The sequence below is a fragment of the Bradyrhizobium sp. SZCCHNPS1003 genome, assembly GCF_032381555.1.
Classification (GTDB): Bacteria; Pseudomonadota; Alphaproteobacteria; order Rhizobiales; family Xanthobacteraceae; genus Bradyrhizobium.
This window is the reverse complement of record NZ_JAUHIU010000015.1, coordinates 1-18,969: the sequence shown is the minus strand read 5'-3', so window position 1 is coordinate 18,969 and position 18,969 is coordinate 1. Positions and strand designations below refer to the sequence as shown.

General features: G+C 63.1%; 16 protein-coding genes. 7 read left to right on the top strand and 9 right to left on the bottom strand.

Annotated elements, in window-relative coordinates:
• The first annotated feature begins 4 nt into the window (after positions 1 to 4).
• Positions 5 to 1,174 (top strand): TAXI family TRAP transporter solute-binding subunit, encoded by a 1,170-nt coding sequence (locus tag QX126_RS23720; RefSeq protein ID WP_315734048.1) that lies wholly within the window; start codon positions 5 to 7, stop codon positions 1,172 to 1,174.
• Between the two features lie 110 nt (positions 1,175 to 1,284).
• On the opposite strand, the gene maiA is transcribed toward QX126_RS23720, so the two are convergent.
• The 3 genes from maiA to QX126_RS23705 all read right to left on the bottom strand — a co-directional run bounded on the left by maiA (position 1,285) and on the right by QX126_RS23705 (position 3,424).
• Complete coding sequence (gene maiA, locus QX126_RS23715) at positions 1,285 to 1,956, bottom strand: maleylacetoacetate isomerase (RefSeq protein ID WP_315784016.1); 672 nt, start codon at positions 1,954 to 1,956, stop codon at positions 1,285 to 1,287.
• 99 nt (positions 1,957 to 2,055) lie between these two features.
• Positions 2,056 to 2,571, bottom strand: coding sequence for a cytochrome family protein (locus tag QX126_RS23710; protein ID WP_315784014.1), 516 nt, complete (start codon positions 2,569 to 2,571; stop codon positions 2,056 to 2,058).
• Positions 2,572 to 3,076: 505 nt separating this feature from the next.
• Entirely contained in the window at positions 3,077 to 3,424 is a 348-nt protein-coding gene (locus QX126_RS23705) for a MerR family transcriptional regulator (protein ID WP_315784012.1), read from the bottom strand.
• Between the two features lie 83 nt (positions 3,425 to 3,507).
• Between QX126_RS23705 and QX126_RS23700 the strand changes: the two genes are divergently transcribed.
• Positions 3,508 to 4,518 carry an NAD(P)-dependent alcohol dehydrogenase gene (locus QX126_RS23700; RefSeq protein WP_315784010.1) on the top strand — a complete coding sequence of 337 codons (1,011 nt, stop codon included), beginning with the start codon at positions 3,508 to 3,510 and terminating at the stop codon, positions 4,516 to 4,518.
• A 234-nt stretch (positions 4,519 to 4,752) separates the two neighbouring features.
• Here QX126_RS23700 and QX126_RS23695 read toward each other — a convergent pair whose 3' ends face one another.
• Together QX126_RS23695 and QX126_RS23690 are read right to left on the bottom strand one after the other, a co-directional pair.
• Complete coding sequence (locus QX126_RS23695; RefSeq protein WP_315784008.1) at positions 4,753 to 5,853, bottom strand: DNA (cytosine-5-)-methyltransferase; 1,101 nt, start codon at positions 5,851 to 5,853, stop codon at positions 4,753 to 4,755.
• Positions 5,854 to 5,859: 6 nt separating this feature from the next.
• On the bottom strand, positions 5,860 to 7,959 hold the full coding sequence (locus tag QX126_RS23690; protein WP_315784007.1) for a Z1 domain-containing protein: 2,100 nt from the start codon (positions 7,957 to 7,959) through the stop codon (positions 5,860 to 5,862).
• 46 nt (positions 7,960 to 8,005) lie between these two features.
• On the opposite strand from QX126_RS23690, the gene QX126_RS23685 reads away from it, so the two are divergent.
• The 4 genes from QX126_RS23685 (at position 8,006) to QX126_RS23670 (ending at position 13,692) form a co-directional block, all read left to right on the top strand.
• Positions 8,006 to 8,443 (top strand): very short patch repair endonuclease, encoded by a 438-nt coding sequence (locus QX126_RS23685; protein ID WP_315784005.1) that lies wholly within the window; start codon positions 8,006 to 8,008, stop codon positions 8,441 to 8,443.
• Entirely contained in the window at positions 8,443 to 10,107 is a 1,665-nt protein-coding gene (locus QX126_RS23680) for a hypothetical protein (protein WP_315784003.1), read from the top strand. The genes QX126_RS23685 and QX126_RS23680 overlap by 1 nt, the downstream gene beginning before the upstream one ends.
• Before the next feature lie 885 nt (positions 10,108 to 10,992).
• The gene (gene flhA / locus QX126_RS23675) at positions 10,993 to 13,119 is read left to right on the top strand and encodes a flagellar biosynthesis protein FlhA (protein WP_315714040.1); all 2,127 of its coding nucleotides are present in this window, start codon (positions 10,993 to 10,995) and stop codon (positions 13,117 to 13,119) included.
• Between the two features lie 372 nt (positions 13,120 to 13,491).
• Positions 13,492 to 13,692 carry a hypothetical protein gene (locus QX126_RS23670; protein WP_315734069.1) on the top strand — a complete coding sequence of 67 codons (201 nt, stop codon included), beginning with the start codon at positions 13,492 to 13,494 and terminating at the stop codon, positions 13,690 to 13,692.
• Between the two features lie 132 nt (positions 13,693 to 13,824).
• Here QX126_RS23670 and QX126_RS23665 read toward each other — a convergent pair whose 3' ends face one another.
• The 4 genes from QX126_RS23665 to fliI all read right to left on the bottom strand — a co-directional run bounded on the left by QX126_RS23665 (position 13,825) and on the right by fliI (position 17,419).
• On the bottom strand, positions 13,825 to 14,814 hold the full coding sequence (locus tag QX126_RS23665; RefSeq protein WP_315784001.1) for an anti-sigma factor domain-containing protein: 990 nt from the start codon (positions 14,812 to 14,814) through the stop codon (positions 13,825 to 13,827).
• A gap of 51 nt (positions 14,815 to 14,865) precedes the next feature.
• Positions 14,866 to 15,414 (bottom strand): sigma-70 family RNA polymerase sigma factor, encoded by a 549-nt coding sequence (locus QX126_RS23660; protein WP_315714037.1) that lies wholly within the window; start codon positions 15,412 to 15,414, stop codon positions 14,866 to 14,868.
• Positions 15,415 to 15,567: 153 nt separating this feature from the next.
• Positions 15,568 to 15,987, bottom strand: coding sequence for a flagellar export protein FliJ (fliJ, locus tag QX126_RS23655; protein ID WP_315714036.1), 420 nt, complete (start codon positions 15,985 to 15,987; stop codon positions 15,568 to 15,570).
• Between the two features lie 109 nt (positions 15,988 to 16,096).
• Positions 16,097 to 17,419, bottom strand: a complete 1,323-nt coding sequence (gene fliI, locus QX126_RS23650) for a flagellar protein export ATPase FliI (protein ID WP_315734073.1) — start codon at positions 17,417 to 17,419, stop codon at positions 16,097 to 16,099.
• A 422-nt stretch (positions 17,420 to 17,841) separates the two neighbouring features.
• Between fliI and ctrA the strand changes: the two genes are divergently transcribed.
• Positions 17,842 to 18,543, top strand: a complete 702-nt coding sequence (ctrA, locus tag QX126_RS23645) for a response regulator transcription factor CtrA (RefSeq protein ID WP_012046382.1) — start codon at positions 17,842 to 17,844, stop codon at positions 18,541 to 18,543.
• Positions 18,544 to 18,969 lie beyond the last annotated feature (426 nt).

Here is an 18,969-nt window from a genome sequence, read left to right as displayed (position 1 = left end):
GGGCATGCGGGTCGCGTTGTTGAGTTGCGTCGTTGCGGCGGGATTGAGTCTGGTGGCACCGTTGCTGCCGGCCATGGCACAGACGGCGCGGACCGGAAGGCCGGCGGCGGCAACGGCCGCCGCGGCCGGCGAAGGCGGCAAGCTGCAGGAGTCCAACGAATGGACGGTCGGCGTCGCCGGCGGCCTGCTCGAAGGCACCAACATCCGTTTTGCGGCCGAGATGGCCAAGGTGCTCGACGACCGCCCGAACCTGCGCGTGCTGCCGATGGTGACCTACGGCGCACTCGGGAACATCGAGGACCTGCTCTATCTGCGCGGCGTCGACGTCACCATCACTTCGGCCGACGTGCTCGATGAGTTCGTCCGCAACGGCACGCTCGCCAACATCAAGAACCGGATCCGCTACATCTGCTCGTTCTACATCAACGAGATGCATGTCTACGTCCGCCCGGAGATCAGGACGCTCGAGGATCTCGCCGGCAAGAAGGTCTCCTTCAACACCGTGGGCAGCGCCGCCAACCTCACCGGCGGCATCGTGTTCGACCGGCTCAAGATCGGCGCGGAGAAGGTGTTCATCAACAATTCGGTGGCGTTGGAGAAGATGCGCAGCGGCGAGATCGCCGGCGTCGTCCACGTCACCGGCAAGCCGACCGATCTGTTCGCCAAGTTCAAGCCCGAGCCGGGCTTCCACTTCCTGCCGATTCCGTTCGCGCGCAGCCTGCAGGACTACTACGTGCCGACCAAGCTGACCTCGCAGGACTACCCCAATCTGCTCAAGCCCGGCGAGAGCGTCGAGACCATCGGCGTGCCGCAGGTGCTGGCGGTCTACAACTGGCCGCCGGAGACCGAGCGCTACCGCCGCGTCGCGCGCTTCGTCGACTATCTGTTCAAGCGGTTCGATCAGTTCAAGCGGCCGCCGTTCCACCCCAAATGGAACGAGATCAGCCTCTCCTCCTCGCTGCCCGGCTGGACCCGCTTCCGCGCCGCGGAGGAGCTTTTGGCCAGCACGCGCGCGCCGCAGGCCGACGGCGCCGCCATCAAGCAGCAGTTCGACGAGTGGATGAGCGCAAGGGCACCGACCGGCGGCCGGCGAATGAGCGAGGACGAAACCCGGGTGCTGTTCGAGCAGTTCCGCGACTGGATGAAGCGCGACGGCGGCCAGCCGGCGCGGTAGCGCCGATGGTTCTGGCGTAGAGCATGATCCGGAAAAGTGGAAACCGGTATTCCCTCGCGACAAACGCCGAAGGCGTTTGCGCGGAGATCATGCTCAACAAAGAGATGAGGCTACGGCGCAGCCGGCTTGGCGCGCAGCGCCGGCGGCGTGTCCGGCTGCGCCAGCGGATGGGCGGACGCGAAGGCCGGCAGTGCCATCGCGGCCTCGACGACGCGCTGCACCGTCGGCGTCGCGGCGAGGTCGAGGCCTTTATTGCGCGCGTAGACGGCGTGGCCGGCGAGGCAGATGTCGGCCATCGTCGGCGCATCGCCGTGGCAGAACCGGCCGGTCGCGACATGGCCTGCAAGCTGGGCCTCGATCGCGACCAGCATCTCCGCCGTCCAGTGCCTGAGCCAGGCCGCGCGTGCCGCGTCGTCCACGTGCAGCGCTTCGGTGAGATAGCGCTGCACCCGCGGCGTCGTCAGCGGATGCGCATCGCAGGCGATCATCGCCGCCAGCGCCCTCACCCGCGCGCGCCCCTTGGCATCACCAGGCAGCAGCGCCGCGCCGGAACAGGCCTCGTCGAGATAATCGAGGATCGCCAGCGACTGCGTCAGCACGGTGCCGTCGTCGAGCACCAGCGCCGGCAGCGCCATCTGCGGATTGAGCGCGGCATAGGCCTCGTCCCGCTGCTGCTGCCGGTCGACATCGACCGCGACCTGCTCATAGGCGATGCCCTTGAGGTTGAGCGCGATGCGCACGCGAAAGCTCGCAAGCGACTGCCAGAACGAATAGAGCTTCATGCGGGTCCCCCTTCACCTCAATATCGCATTTCAGCAACCAGTATCGTTTCGATGAAGGCGCCCGCCGCTTCCGAATCGTCTTGCCCGAGGCTCGTCCCGTCACTCCGTGCCCGGCGTGAAGTCCTGGTCGGCAACGCCGGCGGTCTGCGGCACCTTGATGACCACGGCGGCGCGATTGAGCGCCTGGTGGCAGGAATTGCAGGCGGCCGTGAGGTCGGCATAGGAGCGCTCGAAGCGGCCGATGTCCTTCTGCTTGATGGCCTGCGCCAGCTCGTCGAACGGCTGCTGCGTCACGGCCGTCGTCATGTCGGCGAACGAATTGCCCTCGACCAGCGGCTGCGCCCGGCTGACACGGTTGAACGCGCCCTTGAGATTGCCGAGCTCATAGGCGCTGAACGCCCAATTGCCGCTATGGCCGGCGATCCAGAGCCTGAGATGGCGCGGCTGGATGGTCGCGATCATCAGGTCGCTGACGGTCGGCAGATAGGCCGGTGCTGGTGCGGGTGTCGGCGTCTCCGCCCTTGGCGCGGCGATCGCGATGAGCGATGCAAGCCCGGCAAGGCCAGCGGCCGTCACTGTCAGCCGCAGACCATGGCGGAGCTTCGGTCGATGCATCTTCGGGTCTCCTGAGAAAAATTTAGAAGCCTTCTAAAGAGCAACGTCCCGCATCGCCAATCGCAATCGCTGATCGCAGCGATCAGAAAAACTTGAAGCTGCCCGCCGCACGACGCGCACGATACGGACACATTGCCTGGTGCCGTGGGCACTCGGCCCGCGCCCCCTCCAGGTCGAACTGGAATCGCCTGCAACCTCCGCGAATGGAAGCGGCGGATCACCCTGCTGATCCGCGCCAAGGCGCGATGAGACAGAGTTGATCGAGCCTGAGCAAAACCGCGAGAGCTCCTCCAGGTCTCCCTGCAATTCTTGATTTATCGAAACAATCTGCTTTCTTTTTTTCCGAGTTGCTCGATCATCCCTGCGTCGGTGAGCGGTCAATGCGATGCGCCGCTTGCGGAGCGCGTCGCCGCGGTGCCTTGCGGGCCATGGCGGCAACTCCCGGACGCCGACCGCCGCGGCCTGGTGATGACGCTTCGATGCCGTCCGGCCGTCGACAGAGAGCTCAGTTCACGCTCGACAGGAAGCCGGCCAAGATTGTCCGGCTCTGGCTCAGCGTCTCGATCCGTTGATCGATCAGGCCAACCTGCTCGGCCAAGATGCGTCGCAGATTGTCGCATGGCGTGAAAGCCGGCTGGTCGCTGGTCACGCATGGCAGCAACTGCTGGATCGTTTCGAGCGTCATCCCGGCCGCACCGAGCAATTTGATCCGGCGCACGGTTTCCTCTTCCGCCCGGCCGTAGTCGCGATAGCCGGAATCGGTCCGTCGCGGCGCCAGCAATCCCTGGTCTTCGTAGTAACGCAGCATCCGGACGCTGACCCGCGTCCTCCGGGAGAGCTCGCCAATCTTCACCTGAAAACCTCTTGACCCTGACAGCACTGTCAGACCTTACAGAGTCTGCTCATCCAGGTGAATGCCCTTGGAAAGGAGCAACCATGAAAGCCTATCATGTGAATGGCCATGCCGGCGCCGGCCGCCTCGTGCGGGTAGACGTCCGCAAGCCCGAACCGGGCAACGGCGAGGTCCGCATCCGCGTCGAGGCGGCGAGCCTCAACTACCGTGACCTCATCATCCTCGACCGCGCGGGCCAAGACGGGCTGGATGGCCGCATTCCGCTCTCCGACGGCGCCGGCGTCGTCGATGCCGTGGGCCCCGATGTCGCCCAATGGCAGGTCGGCGACCGGGTCGCCGCGTCGTTCTTTCGCGATTGGGTCTCGGGTCCGTACAAGACCGACTACGTCGCGTCAGCGCTGGGCGGCAACACGATGGATGGCATGCTGGCGGAGCATGTCGTGCTGCCGGCCACGGCGGTGGTCGCCGTGCCGGAGCACCTCACGTCGATCGAGGCCGCGACCCTGCCCTGCGCCGCCGTCACAGCCTGGCATGGCCTCGTCACGCGCGGCGGGATGGGCCAAGGCGACACGCTGCTGGTGCAGGGCACCGGCGGCGTCGCGCTGTTCGGGCTCCAGTTCGCCACCGCGCTGGGCGCGCGTGCGATCGTGATCTCGTCGTCGGATGAGAAGCTCGCCCGTGCCAAGGCGCTCGGGGCTGCGATCCTGATCAACTACCGCACCACGCCTGACTGGGACGTGGCACTGATGACGGCGACCGGCGGCCAAGGCGCCAGTCATATCCTCGAGCTCGGCGGCCCCGGCACCTATGACCGATCGATGCGATCGGTCGCCTCGGGCGGCAAGATCGTTCAGATCGGCGTCCTGACCGGATTCGGCCCGAAGCCCGACCTCGCGCGCCTGCAGTGGGAAAATGCCGACATCATCGGCGTCACCGTCGGATCGGTCGACCATTTCACCGCCATGAATCGTTTCCTGACCGAACACGCGATCCACCCGATCGTCGATCGGGTCTTCGGCTTCGACGAGGCTCCCGAAGCGTTCGCCCGTCTCCGGTCGGCCTCGCATTTCGGCAAGATCGTTTTGAAGCTATAGGCGAGAGGATGTGAGCACTTCGCCGATCTGCGACGACGGAAGGTGCGTCGTCGCGGAATGCTCGCCGTCTGCCACGGAACCGGCCGGCCATCTCTCTGCGCATCCCGCCGTCGTTGCCGATCTGGATCGACACCATCGGCGGCACCCGCCGTTCCTTAGGTTGAAAATGGTTCGACTAGATCACGCGGCCACGATTACGGAACAGGCATATGCCGATAGCTCCGACGCCCTCAATCAAGTCGCCGCTTGACGAATGTGCTTCTTTATGGATTTGCCGATAGCGCGAGCAAGCAAGACCGGCACGGCGTTGCCAATGTGCTTCGCCGTCCTAGTAATGTTCAGATCTTGCTCGTCGTGAAACACATAACTATCGGGAAACGTTTGAAAACGTGCGGCTTCACGCAAAGAAATGGCGCGGTTCTGCGTCGGATGACCGAAACGGCCCGTACCCAATGTGGTGCAATGGGTCGTCATGGTCGGTGCAGGATCGTTCCAGCGCATACGACCATACACGGTCACCATATACGACTTCCCGGATTCTTTACGATAGCAACTCGGTATGAGAGAGGTCTTCCAACTCGTCGCACTTCCCCCGTTCTTCGGCGTCGCCGCGATACGCATCTTGTTTAGCGGGCTCAGCTTGCTGGCACGATGCAGCGGATCCATTCGATCCATTCCGCCATCGCGCAGACGGGGCAATTCCCCTATAGTATCGCGAACCGTCACGACCGTCTCTTCGGAATGCGTCTCGGCGATAAGGTCGATCTCCCCAAGTTTTGAAGCCAGCAAGACGAGCCGATTGCGGCGCTGTGGAACGCCATACCGCGACGCGTCCACGGTCTTGAAGGAAACGCGATAGCCCAACTGAGTGAGACGCTTCACAAACGTATCGAAAACCTCATACTTCTTCTTGTTGGAGAGGTCGGGTACGTTCTCCATGGAAACGATTTCCGGCTGCACCGCGCTCACCAAACGCATGAACCGGTACAACGGATACCAACGCTCTCGAGTTTTCTCCTTCGAAAGTTTCTTGCGCGTCAGGGACGAATACGGCTGGCATGGCGCACAACCCACAAGCACACGGATCGAGGCATCGCCGAAAAGTTTGTTCAATTCCGACGACGAGAAACGTGCGATATCTTTGCCGATGAATTTCGCGCGGTTATTGCGCTCGAATGCGAATTTGCATGACTTGTCGTTATCGACGCCAGCGACGACATCGAAGCCTTCGAGTTTGAGGCCATGCGAAAGGCCGCCGACCCCGCAGAAGAGATCGACGACTTTTATTTTCGGTTCCGCGGGCTGTTTCGCGCGACGCGTTACTCTCTTGGACATAGCACTTTACTCGCCGCGATTGAACATGAACAAGGTTGGATAAGAGTTCGGGACGACGAACGTCGGGTACATGAACTTGAGCCCTGCACCATCCGCGCTGCCCGCCCGCGTCGTAGCCGCGAAAATCCAAAGCGTCGGAATCCTTGCCGCGCGGGCCGCGTCCAACTCGCCGCCGAAAAGTATACCTGTCGATATGAAGCCTTCGTCGTCCACCCGGCGGTCGGCGGTTCTGAACCGCAGCATGATCCGGCCGCCGAACTGCTCCTTTGCTGCGACGCGACGAATTATCTCGGCGATGGTGTTGTCGCGCCAAATGTTACGGGAGCGACTCCTGATGGGCGCGATCAGAGCGGCCGCGGCCGCGGCGTCGATCTCTACGCCTTGGCGTCCTCGGCTCACCATTTCGTCGACGCTCTCGGTCGCAAATCCGAATTGATGCCGAACCAACCCAAGGACCTTCTCGTACACCCGATCGGATTGCGGAAGCACGATGTAATTCGGAAACACTTGCTTGCCGGGAACGACCGTATCGATCTTCTTGGCGTCGAGAACGCCGGGACGCGTCGCTCGCAGCCCGGACGTGTATTCGACGGGAAAGGTCGCGGGCAGCGCCGCGTGCCGTTCGATGTACGCCCGAAGATCCTCGTCCGATTGATAGATGTCGCGGAAGCGATAGTACAAGTGACGCGGGATGAAGAGGCGTGTGTACTCGATCGTCACGCTGCGATAGCCATACATTCTCGCGTGCTGATGCATCGTGTCGATTTGCGACACCTTCGCCTCGCGAATGTAGTATGTGACCAGCAGGTCTCGAATCGCGATGCCCCGACCAAGCGTATTGCCGCCGATAAGGAAGTTCAGGCCTTTGCCGTAGTTAATCCCGACGCGTTTCACCTTGGCATTGATTACCAAGAGGCGCTTCAAGGGCAGGAACTTTCGCAGCGTTTCCTTTACCTCGTCGAAGGTCGGCGTTTGAGCGCCAAGCGTCGCGGACAACCTGGCGTGGGCCGATTCCAGGTCATCGAGGACCTGCCGACCACCAGTCCCCCCCGTCAGCGCGTCCAGGACATCGGTCAAAAAGCGACCAATGCGATCTTCGGCTATAGCCTGCTCGTTGTTCTTCAGGCTCGGATGGCACAGATACGAATACCCATGGTCCTTCAGTCCAATATTGCGGATGGCCGCCGCTGCCGCCACGAGAAAAAAGAGGATAGAATCGCGTAATCCCGGCGGAATCTCGCTCCTCGCGTCCAAGAGTTGCTGCTTCTCGTTACGATCAACCAGCGTGATGAGCCGCTCGTTGTCCTCCGGCTCTTCCGTGCTGAAAAAAGCTTCGCCCCCCACGTAGGATGAACCCGCCGGAAGCATCTTGATGAAGCTTGGTCGATGGGTTGAATCGGCGCTCTGCAATAACACGGCTTGCGGCGTGCCGGTCACGCTGACATACACATGCCGCTGCACGGCCGGGCGCAGCTTGGTTTGAATAATGTTGTTGATCGGGCTCGGGCCAACGCGAACTCCGGAAGCGGCAGCCTGTTTGGTTCGCTTCCGCGTATTCGTATCGAGCGACGCCTGATCGCCCTCGTCGTCGAAAATGATTGCGGGATATTGATCGGCATCGATCGCCCGCAGGAACTTCGCCACATTCGTCAGGCTCTTGTTGCCCTTCGAGCAGACGATTAACAGGCAATTGCCAGTCCGCTCCATCACGAGCTTGGTATCCGCAACCTCCCGATCCAGCGCATCGTCTTTTGTCAGGATGAGAACGCCGGAGGTGCCGCCCGCGAAATCGAGGTGGGTCTGTCTGACAAGATCGTTGATGTTGCTAGTCATCACGATCGATATCCGGAAACCGTTGTCGAACGCCATCGCCGTGCTCGCGATCATGGCGCGCGTTTTGCCGCTCTGGATGCGGCCATAGACCAAACCGGTTATCGGCGCGTTAGGGATTCGTGCCGTGTCAAGTCCGCCATCGGCTCTGGTGCCGTAAGCTTCGATGATACCCCCAACAATGTCGGAGGCGTTCCGGCGCGCGTCCGCCTCCTGTTGACCCGTCAGTTGGAGCGCTTTGAGGGTTTCGGTGAAATGAGGCCCGTTCGTTTGCATGATGGACTAAGGTATGTTTTTTGAGGAAACAACCTAGGCTATAACTATGCCCGACGTGATGTCAAAGGACCAGCGAAGCCGCCTCATGGCCGCTGTTCGCGGTCGCAATACGCGGTTCGAGCTCAAGATCATGCGCGCCCTCAGCGCGGAGCTTTATCCGCTTGGCTACCGCTACCGCAAGCATTATCGGCGGTTGCGCGGAACACCGGATATCGTGTTTGTCGGGCATCGCCTCGTGGTATTTATCGACAGCGATTTTTGGCATGGCCGAAACTATCATCGACTAAAGTCGCGTATGAACGGGTTCTGGCGAGCCAAGATCGAGCGCAACATGGAGCGGGATCGCCAAGTCGACCGCGCGTTGAGGCGCGATGGCTGGTCAGTGCTTCGTTTTGGTGAAACCCAGATCAAGACCAATCCGCAATCCGTCGTGCGGAAGGTGAGATCGAAGCTTGAGACCAGGCAGCCCGGCGGAAACCGATGATGGGAATTGCCGAGCCCATTTTGCAGAAAAAGTTTGACGAGCTTCAGGCCCAGGTCTGCAAGACGTGGAACGGGCTTGAGCGCGAAGCTGTCATCGAAATCGTCCGCTCCGCCGATTATGCGGCCTACATTATCCAGTGCGCGTCCGAAGCGGACAATTCCCTGAACGCGGTGGCCCGGGACGAGTTGCGGCTGATCCTATTGGGTGTCGCGCCCGCGCTTGCCACTTTCCTGCCGCTGATAAAGGGAGGCCGGGGGCTGCCCTTTGGCCCGGCGGCGCCTCAGACTGCCCGCTGGATCGACCGGATGCTCTTCGAGTTCGGTACGCTTGCCCGCATGCGGCGCTTCGCCGCCTTAGAGCGGTATGGCCTCGCGCGAAGCGAAATGGTCGACGTCGCCACGATGCGGATTGAGATGAACGCTGGTGTGGGGGAGTTAATGGACGTACATGCCGCACGCTGGTTGACCGCCGAAACCATGCGCCGCGTCGCGCTCATGCAGGGTCCGACGCGTGATAATGCGTATGTAGAGAGCCTGCTGGACGCCACCTCTACCGTGCATGACGGATGGTTCATCAACTACGAAGGCCATCCCGAACTGATCGAGACGTACCGACAACGCGCAATGATCGATGTGCTCGGCTGCGCGGAAGCGGAAGCATTGCCTCACGACGCCATGATTGGCGGCAGACCATTTGCCGAATGGCGTACGCTTTGCGTGGCCGCGCTTGGTCGCGTGTTCAACCACGTCGCGTATGCCTCACGCCTCATGACGCGGTTTCCCGCTTTATCGATCCGAAACTTGCTCACGGTTCCCGTACTTCGACGCGATGCCCGTGCCGTGTGGATCGAAGCGGGAGACCAGCCGAAACATGCGAATGATACGATCGCGCACTTGGCTTTGGACGCGCAGTCGATCGCGTCCTGGCAGCACCACCACGAAATCCCGGCTCCGTTCTATGTGGACGTTGGCGGCGGCTGGCTTCTGCTTCCGTTGTTCGGCGGCCTTCTCAATCCCGTTTGCGGCCTTGTTCGCACACTGCGGTTGAGACACACCCGCGACTGGGACAAAGCAGTGGATGGGCGCGAGGTGTATTTTCGCGAGGACCTGAAAAATCACTTTGGCGAACCACGCTTCCATGTGCCTGATCACGGCATGACACTCCGTCGTGAAGACGGCAGCCATATCACCGATGTGGATGCGGCCATTCTTGACCGCCAGACCGGTGATCTCGCTCTGGTTCAGCTGAAGTGGCCCGATATACACGGTATGTCGCCGAAGGAGCGCGAAAGTCGAAGACTTAATCTGCTCAAGGCAAATGAATGGGTGGATCGGGTCTCTAGTTGGGTCGATGGGCGCAGCGCGAGACGGATTGCAAAAGCGCTTGGCATGCCCGACGGAGCCTCTGAATCGAAACCGCCGACCCTTATGGTGATTCCGCGGTATGCAGCCCGGTTCACGCTGAATGACCACCTTGATGAACGCGCCTGTTGGGTCGCATGGCCCGAAGTGGTGCGGATGCGGACAGAAAACAAAGAGGCCGAAGCCCCTCTGTTCGACCTCCATCGCGACTTCAAGAGTGGCGGATCTCTCGCATCCTATAGTCGCCCGGAGGACTTCACTTACAAGCTACGCGGGCTAGACGTTCTTGTATCGGCGCTGTAAGGCGCGACCGCTGCGCGGCTCTCGTGAACCGAGCCGCTCTGCGTCTTGACGCTGCAGCTTGGATCCGCGCGCATGATCGACCCTGCAACACTCTTGCGTCCAGCTTCTAGGCCCAAGTCACACAGTAATTTTTCTATTTCCTTTTTTCAGAAATCATGCTTATATCCCCCCGTCCTGCTTCCGCCGGAGGGGCGTGTCGCGACCGTCATGAGACGTGGGGAGTGGGATGCGATGGGCGCGAGGAATCGCAGCGTGGCCCCTGGTCGCGCGGACGAACGGTTCGTTGCGCACGGCGAAATCGTGCGGTCCTGACACCCCGATGCTGGTGTCCCGCGGCTGGCGTGCGCAAGCGCGCCGTCGCGCATGGTGGCCAACAAGCCCGGTGCACCAGGGAGACCACGTATAAGCCGTTCCAACCGTCGCGCAGGGAAGGCCGGGTGTTTCGGCCAGACCTGTGGTGACTGCCGCCTGCTTTTTTTCTGCAGGCGGGCCACGGGCGCGGCCAGCGCCCGGCCTTCCCTGCGCCCTCCATCCGATCGAGGGCGGACCTGACGCACAACTCGGGCGCACGGCGCCGCGAGACCGCGGGCGCACGCCAACCAAGCCGATGCAGGAGACCGACCGATGCAGATCAGCGCCTGGCTCGCCGAGTGCGCCCGCTCTCCTGCCCCCCGCAACCTTTTGTTAACCGCCGTTAACCGAACGCTAACCAACCACCGGGCAAAAATTGCCGGGTGGAATGTGCGTGTCGTGGTTGGGTGCAGTTGACGGAGGAGACCTTCCGTGGACGCCGGCGCGGTACCTCAGTTTCGGAACGGCGGCCCTGCGGCCGTCGCGCAGTCGTTTGGGGCCGGCACACGCGGCCGGCGGGAAGGGGCGAAAGCCATGGTCGACGTCACGGCGGGTCAGGGGGTCGGATCTCCGGCCGGCGGGTTCTCATTCGCTGACCTCAAGACAGCAGTCCTGCGCGGCGACATCGCGCTGGCGCTCGGCATCCTTACCATCCTGGTGGTGCTGATCCTGCCGCTGCCCTCGCTGGTGCTCGATCTGTTCCTGGCGATCTCGATCACCCTGTCGATCCTGATCCTGATGACCGCCTTGTTCATCCAGGCGCCGCTGGAATTCTCGTCCTTCCCGACCATCCTCCTGATCTCCACGATGCTGCGGCTGTCGCTCAACCTGGCTTCGACCCGGCTGATCCTGTCGCGCGGCCACGAGGGCACGGATGCCGCCGGCCACGTCATCGAGGCGTTCGGCAACTTCGTGATGAGCGGCAATTTCGTCATCGGCATCATCGTGTTCGCCATCCTGGTGACGGTGAACTTCGTCGTCATCACCAAGGGTTCGGGCCGCATCGCCGAGGTCGCGGCGCGCTTCCATCTGGACTCCATGCCCGGCAAGCAGATGGCGATCGACGCCGACCTCTCCGCCGGCCTGATCGACGAGAAGGTCGCCAAGATCAGGCGCAAGGAGCTGGAGGACGAAAGCGGCTTCTTCGGCGCCATGGACGGTGCCTCGAAATTCGTCCGCGGCGACGCCGTCGCCGGCCTGCTCGTCGTCTTCATCAACATCATCGGCGGCATCATCATCGGCGTCGCCCAGCAGGGTCTCGGCTTTGCCGAGGCCGCCCGCACCTACACCACGCTGACCGTCGGCGACGGCCTCGTCACCCAGGTGCCGGCGCTGATCGTCTCGACCGCCGCGGGCCTCCTGGTCTCCAAGGCCGGCGTCAGCGGCGCCGCCGACAAGGCGCTGATCAAGCAGTTCTCGGGCTATCCGCAGGCGCTCGGCATGTCGGCCGCCGTGATGCTGGTGCTGGCGCTGCTGCCGGGCATCCCGACCCTTCCGTTCCTGGCGCTCGGCGGCGGCGCCGCCGCGCTCGCCCTCAAGGCGCGCAAGCAGAAGGAGGTCGCGAAGGCCGAGGAGGTCGCCGCGGCTGCAGCGCCGGCGGCGGCTGCCACCGCCGCGGCCGCCGAGGAGCCGATCTCGGCCGCGCTCAAGATCGACGACCTCAAGATCGAGCTCGGCTATGCGCTGCTGCCGCTCGTGAACGCACCCGACGGCACCGACCGCCTGACCGACCAGATCAAGGCGCTGCGCCGGTCGCTGGCGATCGAGATGGGTTTCGTGATGCCGTCGGTGCGCATCCTCGACAACGTGCAGCTCGAGGCCAACACCTACATCATCAAGATCAAGGAGGTCGACGCCGGCTCCGGCAAGATCTGGCCGAGCCAGTTCATGGTCATGGACCCCGGCGGCAACCAGGTCGCGGTGCCCGGCATCCACACGACGGAGCCGACCTTCGGCCTGCCCGCCACCTGGGTCGACGCCGGCCTGAAGGAAGAGGCGACGCTCAAGGGCTACACGGTCGTCGACGCGGCGACCGTGCTGTCGACGCACCTGACCGAGCTGCTCAAGGCCAATATGAGCGACCTGCTGTCCTACGGCGAGGTGCAGAAGCTCCTGAAGGAGCTGCCGAAGGAGCAGAGCGAGCTGGTCAAGGACATCGTGCCGACGCAGATCACGATTTCCGGCATCCAGCGCGTGCTGCAGCTGCTGTTGTCGGAGCGCATCTCGATCCGCGACCTCTCGACCATCCTCGAAGGCATCGCCGACGCGCTCGCGTTCTCGCGCAACCCGGCCACGATCGTCGAGCACGTGCGCGCCCGCCTCGCCCGCCAGATCTGCGCTCAGAACACCTCGCCGATGGGCTACCTGCCGCTGATCGCGCTGTCGGCCAGGTGGGAGCAGGCGTTTGCGGAATCGCTGATCGGCCAGGGCGAGGAGCGCAGCCTGGCGATGCAGCCGTCGAAGCTGTCGGAGTTCATGACCGCGACGCGCGATGCGTTCGAGCGCGCCGCGCGCGAGGGCGAATCGCCGGTGCTGGTGACGTCGGCCGCGATCCGGCCCTTCGTGCGCTCGCTGGTCGAGCGCTTCCGGGCCCAGACCACGGTGCTGTCGCAGGCAGAAATCCATCCGCGGGCGCGGCTGAAGACGGTGGGGAGCGTGTGACGGCTGGCGTTGCGGAACCGCGGAATCCCGAGCGCGTTTGATCAGCGGGGCCGGCGCCAGGCGCCGGCTTTTGCCGTTTTTACCGGCAGACCACCCCTTGCTTTACCGCCACAGGCAAACAAATTCTTAAATTTGCGTTAAGTGGCTGAAGTTTCATCCGCACACCGAACAACAAGTCAAGTTATTGATATAGCTATATAAATGTATGTTTCATCGACTTTCGATCGCGAAGCATCACGCCTTATCACACACTTGTGATGTGGTCTACGAAACAGAATTGAGGTTTCCTACGTTAGTTCACGCGAGACGATGAACCGGAAAGCCCCCGGCTCACACGAATCAGCGAAGGACGGAAGACGGCAGGAGGCTTCCATGAACCACTCGATTTACAGCGCGGATCGGACCACCCACCTCAAGATCGTGGTGGTGGCGCTCGTGGCTGGCATCGCAGTGGCCGGCTTCGGCATCTCCGCCCGTCTCAACGCGGAGCCGAACTACGCGCAGACGGCAAAGGTCCTCAAGGCCGGCAAGCCGGTCGTGGTGACGAGTTCGGAGACATCGCTGGTTCGCTGACAGGAATTTCCCGAATTCACGCGGTTCTCACAGCCCCCCCAACTGGCCGCGTGGATATGTAGTAGACCCAACCCCAAGTCGACTACTGAAAACGCCCGCTCCCCACGGGCGTTTTCTTTTTTGGGCCTTGAATCACCGCGCCGGCGGCACCGTCTCGATCAGCTTGCCGGAAAAAACGATCGGCCCGGTCGCCTGCCCGGTCGGCGACCCGCCCTCGGGCTCGACCGTGACGGCGTAGGTCGCGCGACTCACGGTGTCGGCGTCGTAGGACGAGAGAACGGGACGGCTGGTGAAGTCGCTGCCGCCGATCACGCCGAGCGAGCGCGGCTTCTGCAGCTTGTCGGATACGAGCCACAGCTCGAAGCTCTTGCCCGGCTCCGGCGCAGCGCCGACCCGGCGCACGGTGTAGCTTTTGCTGGCAGCATCGACGGTCAAGATGAACGCCGGCGACGCCGCGTCCTTCTGCAGGAGGGCAACGAACTGGGCGGAGGGTTGCGCGACCGGCACCTTGACCTCCACAGTCTGGATCCGCGGCTTCGGCCGCAATGGCTGCGGCAAGAGATCGGGGCGGTAAACCTGGACACCGACCAGCGCGAGCAGCACGGCCGCGAGCGCGGTCATGCTGTTGGCAACCGCGCGCAACTGCCGGACCTTGGACGAGAGCCGCACCACATTCGCATCGTCATTCGCGATCTCATGCGCTGCAGACGCGCTGCGCATCGCGGCGACGGCCGCGACCTCAGGCTCGGGCGCCTCGACCGAAGCCGCTTCGATCGGCCGGGCTTCCGCCGCGACAGGCGAACCCTCGGGAGGCGCAGGGTCAGGATGAACAGCAAAGACTGGAGCCTCGGCCACCGCCACCGGTTCAGCCGGCGGCGCGCTCTCGGCGAACGCGCGCAACCGCGCGATCTCGGCCTTGATGCGCTCCCACAGCTCGGGGCGCGGCTCGACCAGCCCGACCATCTGGTTGAGCGGACCGAGACGAAATTCCCACGCCTGGACCAGCGCGACAAAATCCTTGTCGACCACCATCATGGTCTCGACCTGCGCCCGTTCGGCGGCGTCGAGCGTCCCGAGCGCATATTCCGCCGCCAGCGCGATATGGTCTTCGCTATACGCCATCACAGGTCCAGGTCACGTCCTACAAGGTCTCTCGCCGGCTCGAACGGCACCTCATCCGAGACCGAGGCATTGGCGGATGTCCATCATGCTCCGCCGCAACCAGGTCTTCACCGTGTTCACCGGCGCCTCGAACTTGGTCGCCAATTGCTCGCGGCTCCAGCCGTTATAGTAGGCAAGCAGCACGAGCTTCTGGCGGTCGGGCTCGAGCTGGCCGACACATTCCAAAAGACGCTTGAGCTCCTCCGACATCTCGCGCCGCGCCAGCGGATCCGGCGTCTCGGCCGCAACCTCGAGCGCGGAGGGCTCATCCTCCAAAGACAACTCACCGCGCTTGCGCACCAGGTCGATGGCGCGGTTGCGGGCGATGGCGGCCATCCAGGTGATCGGGGAAGAAACGGCCGGGTTGAACTGCGCGGCGTTGTTCCAGACCTTCACATAGGTCTCCTGGACGACCTCCTCGGCGAGGTCCTGTCGGTGCAAGATACGGAGCACGACGCCATAGAGTTTCGCGCGCGTCGCCGCGTAGAGGCGCTCGAAGGCGGCCTCGTCCCCCTTGGCAACAGCGGCAAGCAACCAGACCAGCTCTGCCGGCGTCAGCATTCAGCTTCCCCGAAAATCGCCCCACTCCCTCGTTCGAGCCTACGTCCTCCCGTAGCACAAGTCCTGGGCAACTCTCCACCGGGGCGGGCGCGACGAAAAACCCGGACCTCGCGGCCCGGGTTTTCGAAAGCGACAGCCGTGACGGCGAGAGGCTCAGGCGATGACGCCGAGCCGGGCGCGCATCAGGCCGATAGAGTCCATGTCGGCCTGCTCGCGGGCGCTCTCCTCGGCCTTTTCTCGGGCCTGGTCACGCTCGTCGAGCAGCTCGACCTTCTTCATCTCCTCGAACGCCTCGGACAACGCGGCCTTGGCGTCCTCGAGCTGGGTGCGCAGCTCGTCGGCCGAGCGCGTCAGGTTTTCCCGGCGCTGGATCGCGGCCTTGGCGTAGGTCGGATAGGCAAAATGGGTCGGGTCGTTGATGCCGGCCCGCTCCTGCTCGGTCTGGATCTCCCGCTCGAGCTCGGCCGACATGCGCTGGAAGTCAGCGATCATGCCCTCGATCTGCGTCACCCGGCGGCGTTTCTCATCCACCTGAAACTTCTTCAGACGGATCAGCGTTTCGCGCGACTTCATCGACTCATACTCCCCAGAAGTCCCGTGTACGGCGCGGGACAGGGCCGGCCGCCCTCCCTGGGCTCGCCGACTAGGCTCGTTACATGGAGGGGATGATTACCCGACAAAGTTAGCTTTCCGTTTCCAAGCGCCCCAGGATCTGTTCCAGCTCCCGATACCCGCTTTGCAACGTCGAGACCTCGTCCTTGCGCTGGCGCAGGAACGCCTCCAACGGCTCGTGCAGCCGGATCGCCTCGTCGACCTCCGGACTGGAACCGGCGCGGTAGGCGCCGAGCCGGATCAGCTCCTCCATGTCGGCGTAGGTCGCCATCACCTGGCGCGCCCGCATGATGGTCGGCAAGAATACGGGGTCGGCCGATTTCGGCATCGTCCGCGACACGGATTTGAGGACGTTGATCGCCGGATAGCGGCCGCGTTCGGCGATCGAACGTTGCATCACGACGTGGCCGTCGAGAATGCCGCGCACCGCATCCGCCACCGGCTCGTTGTGATCGTCGCCATCGACCAGCACCGTGAAGATCCCGGTGATGGTGCCGTCGCCGCTGCCCGGCCCCGCCCTCTCCAGCAGTTTCGGCAGCTCGGTGAACACGGTGGGCGTGTAGCCCTTGGCGGTCGGCGGCTCGCCAGCCGACAGCCCGATCTCGCGCTGCGCCATCGCAAAGCGCGTCACAGAGTCCATTAGACAAAGGACATCCTTGCCCTCGTCGCGGAAATATTCGGAGATCGCGAGCGTCAGATACGCCGCCTGCCTTCGCATCAGCGCCGGCTCGTCGGAGGTCGCGACCACGACGACCGAGCGCGCGAGACCCTCATCGCCGAGATCGTCCTGCAGGAACTCCTGCACCTCGCGGCCGCGCTCGCCGATCAGTCCGATCACCGACACCGCCGCATCGACGTTGCGCGCCAGCATCGACAGCAGCACCGATTTGCCGACGCCCGAGCCGGCGAAGATGCCGAGCCGCTGACCGCGGCAACAGGTGAGAAAGGTGTTCAATGCGCGGACGCCGAGATCGAGCGGCGAGCCGACGCGCCTGCGCGAATGCGCCGGCGGCGGATTGTTCCGATAAGGAACCGGCGAGGCGCCCTGCGGCAGCGGCCCCTTGCCGTCGATCGGCTCGCCCATCGCATTGATGACGCGGCCGAGCCAGGCCGGCGACGGCCGCACCTGGTTGGCCGCATTGGCGATCACGGCGCGGCAGCCGCGGCGCACGCCCTCCAGCCCGGCGAACGGCATCACCACGGCATTCTTGCCGGAGAAACCGATCACTTCGGCAGGGATGTAATTGTTGCCGGTCTCGATCACGATGCGCGCGCCGACCGACATCGCATGAATCGGCCCGGCGATCTCCACCATGAGTCCCTTCACGCCGACGACACGCCCATAGGTGTTCACGGCGTCGATGTCGCTGATCTGCTCGGCCAGGGCCTTCATTGCCAAAGCGCCTTCATCGCGAGAGAAAGTTCATTGCGCCAGAGCCTTCATTGCGAAAACCTTAAGTAGGGGCAGATTCGCGTCGTCGGTTTAACTCTGTGTTTACTCGCATCATTAATCATTACGTCATGGTCTGGAGTGACTGACGTGCTTCGCTTTGCCGCCTTCGAAAAGCGGTGAGATCTGAGAGTCGGTTAGGTCCATCTCTTAACATGGAGCTTGAACGAGGACGGCTAAGAAAAACTGCCTTATCGCAACACCTTACGGCGATTCGATAAAAATTGCACGGATAGAGCTTGCGGAGGGGAATCAGGATTTGTTAACCATCTCTCGTCAGGATCCGAATCAGTTGTTCAAAGGCGTTTTGAGTGCCGCGATGGCGGCCGACCTGACGCCCGGAGCGGCGACTATGGGGAACTGGCATGCGCGTTTTGCTGATTGAGGATGACAGCGCCGTCGCGCAGTCGATCGAGCTGATGTTGAAGTCTGAGAGCTTCAACGTCTACACGACTGACCTTGGCGAAGAAGGCGTCGACCTCGGCAAGTTGTACGATTACGACATCATCCTTCTCGACCTCAATCTGCCCGACATGTCCGGTTACGACGTGCTCAAGCAGCTGCGCGTCTCGAAGATCAAGACGCCGATCCTGATCCTCTCCGGCCTCGCCGGGATCGAGGACAAGGTCAAGGGTCTCGGCTTCGGCGCCGACGACTACATGACCAAGCCGTTCCACAAGGACGAGCTGATCGCCCGCATCCACGCGATCGTCCGCCGTTCCAAGGGCCACGCCCAGTCGGTCATCCAGACCGGCGACCTCGTCGTCAACCTGGACACCAAGACGGTGGAGGTCGGCGGCCAGCGCGTGCACCTGACCGGCAAGGAATACCAGATGCTGGAGCTGCTCTCGCTCCGCAAGGGCACCACGCTCACCAAGGAGATGTTCCTCAACCATCTCTACGGCGGCATGGACGAGCCCGAGCTGAAGATCATCGACGTCTTCATCTGCAAGCTGCGCAAGAAGCTCGCCAACGCCTCCGAAGGCCGCAACTTCATCGAGACCGTCTGGGGCCGCGGCTACGTGCTGCGCGAGCCGCACGACATGGACGAGCGCATCCCCGCCTGATCTTTCACTGGGTACTCCGGCAGGCCTCACCGGCTTGCTCCTCCCAGACTGGGCCCCGCCGCAAATGGCGGGGTTTTTGTTTGTGGGGGGTGTGATTGCTGTGGGGCCGGTGCTTGTTTGCTCGGAGCCTTGGGGGCGCTCGACCCAAACTCTCGCGACCCGATCAGTGCGCTCCCCTCCCCCTTGCGGGGAGGGGTCGGGGGTGGGGGTCCACGGAAATGGACTTCATGGAAGCCACCCCACCGACAGCTGATTAGTCATCCCTACAGCGCACACGCCGCTCGTGCCTGCATGCGCCACAAACTTCGTTCGGAGCAAGAAACCCCCACCCCCAACCCCTCCCCGCAAGGGGCTACGGGATGCCCGAAAGCGATTCCAAGCGATTTCTGGATGTGATTCAAAGTTTTCGACCGGTTCGGTGGAGAG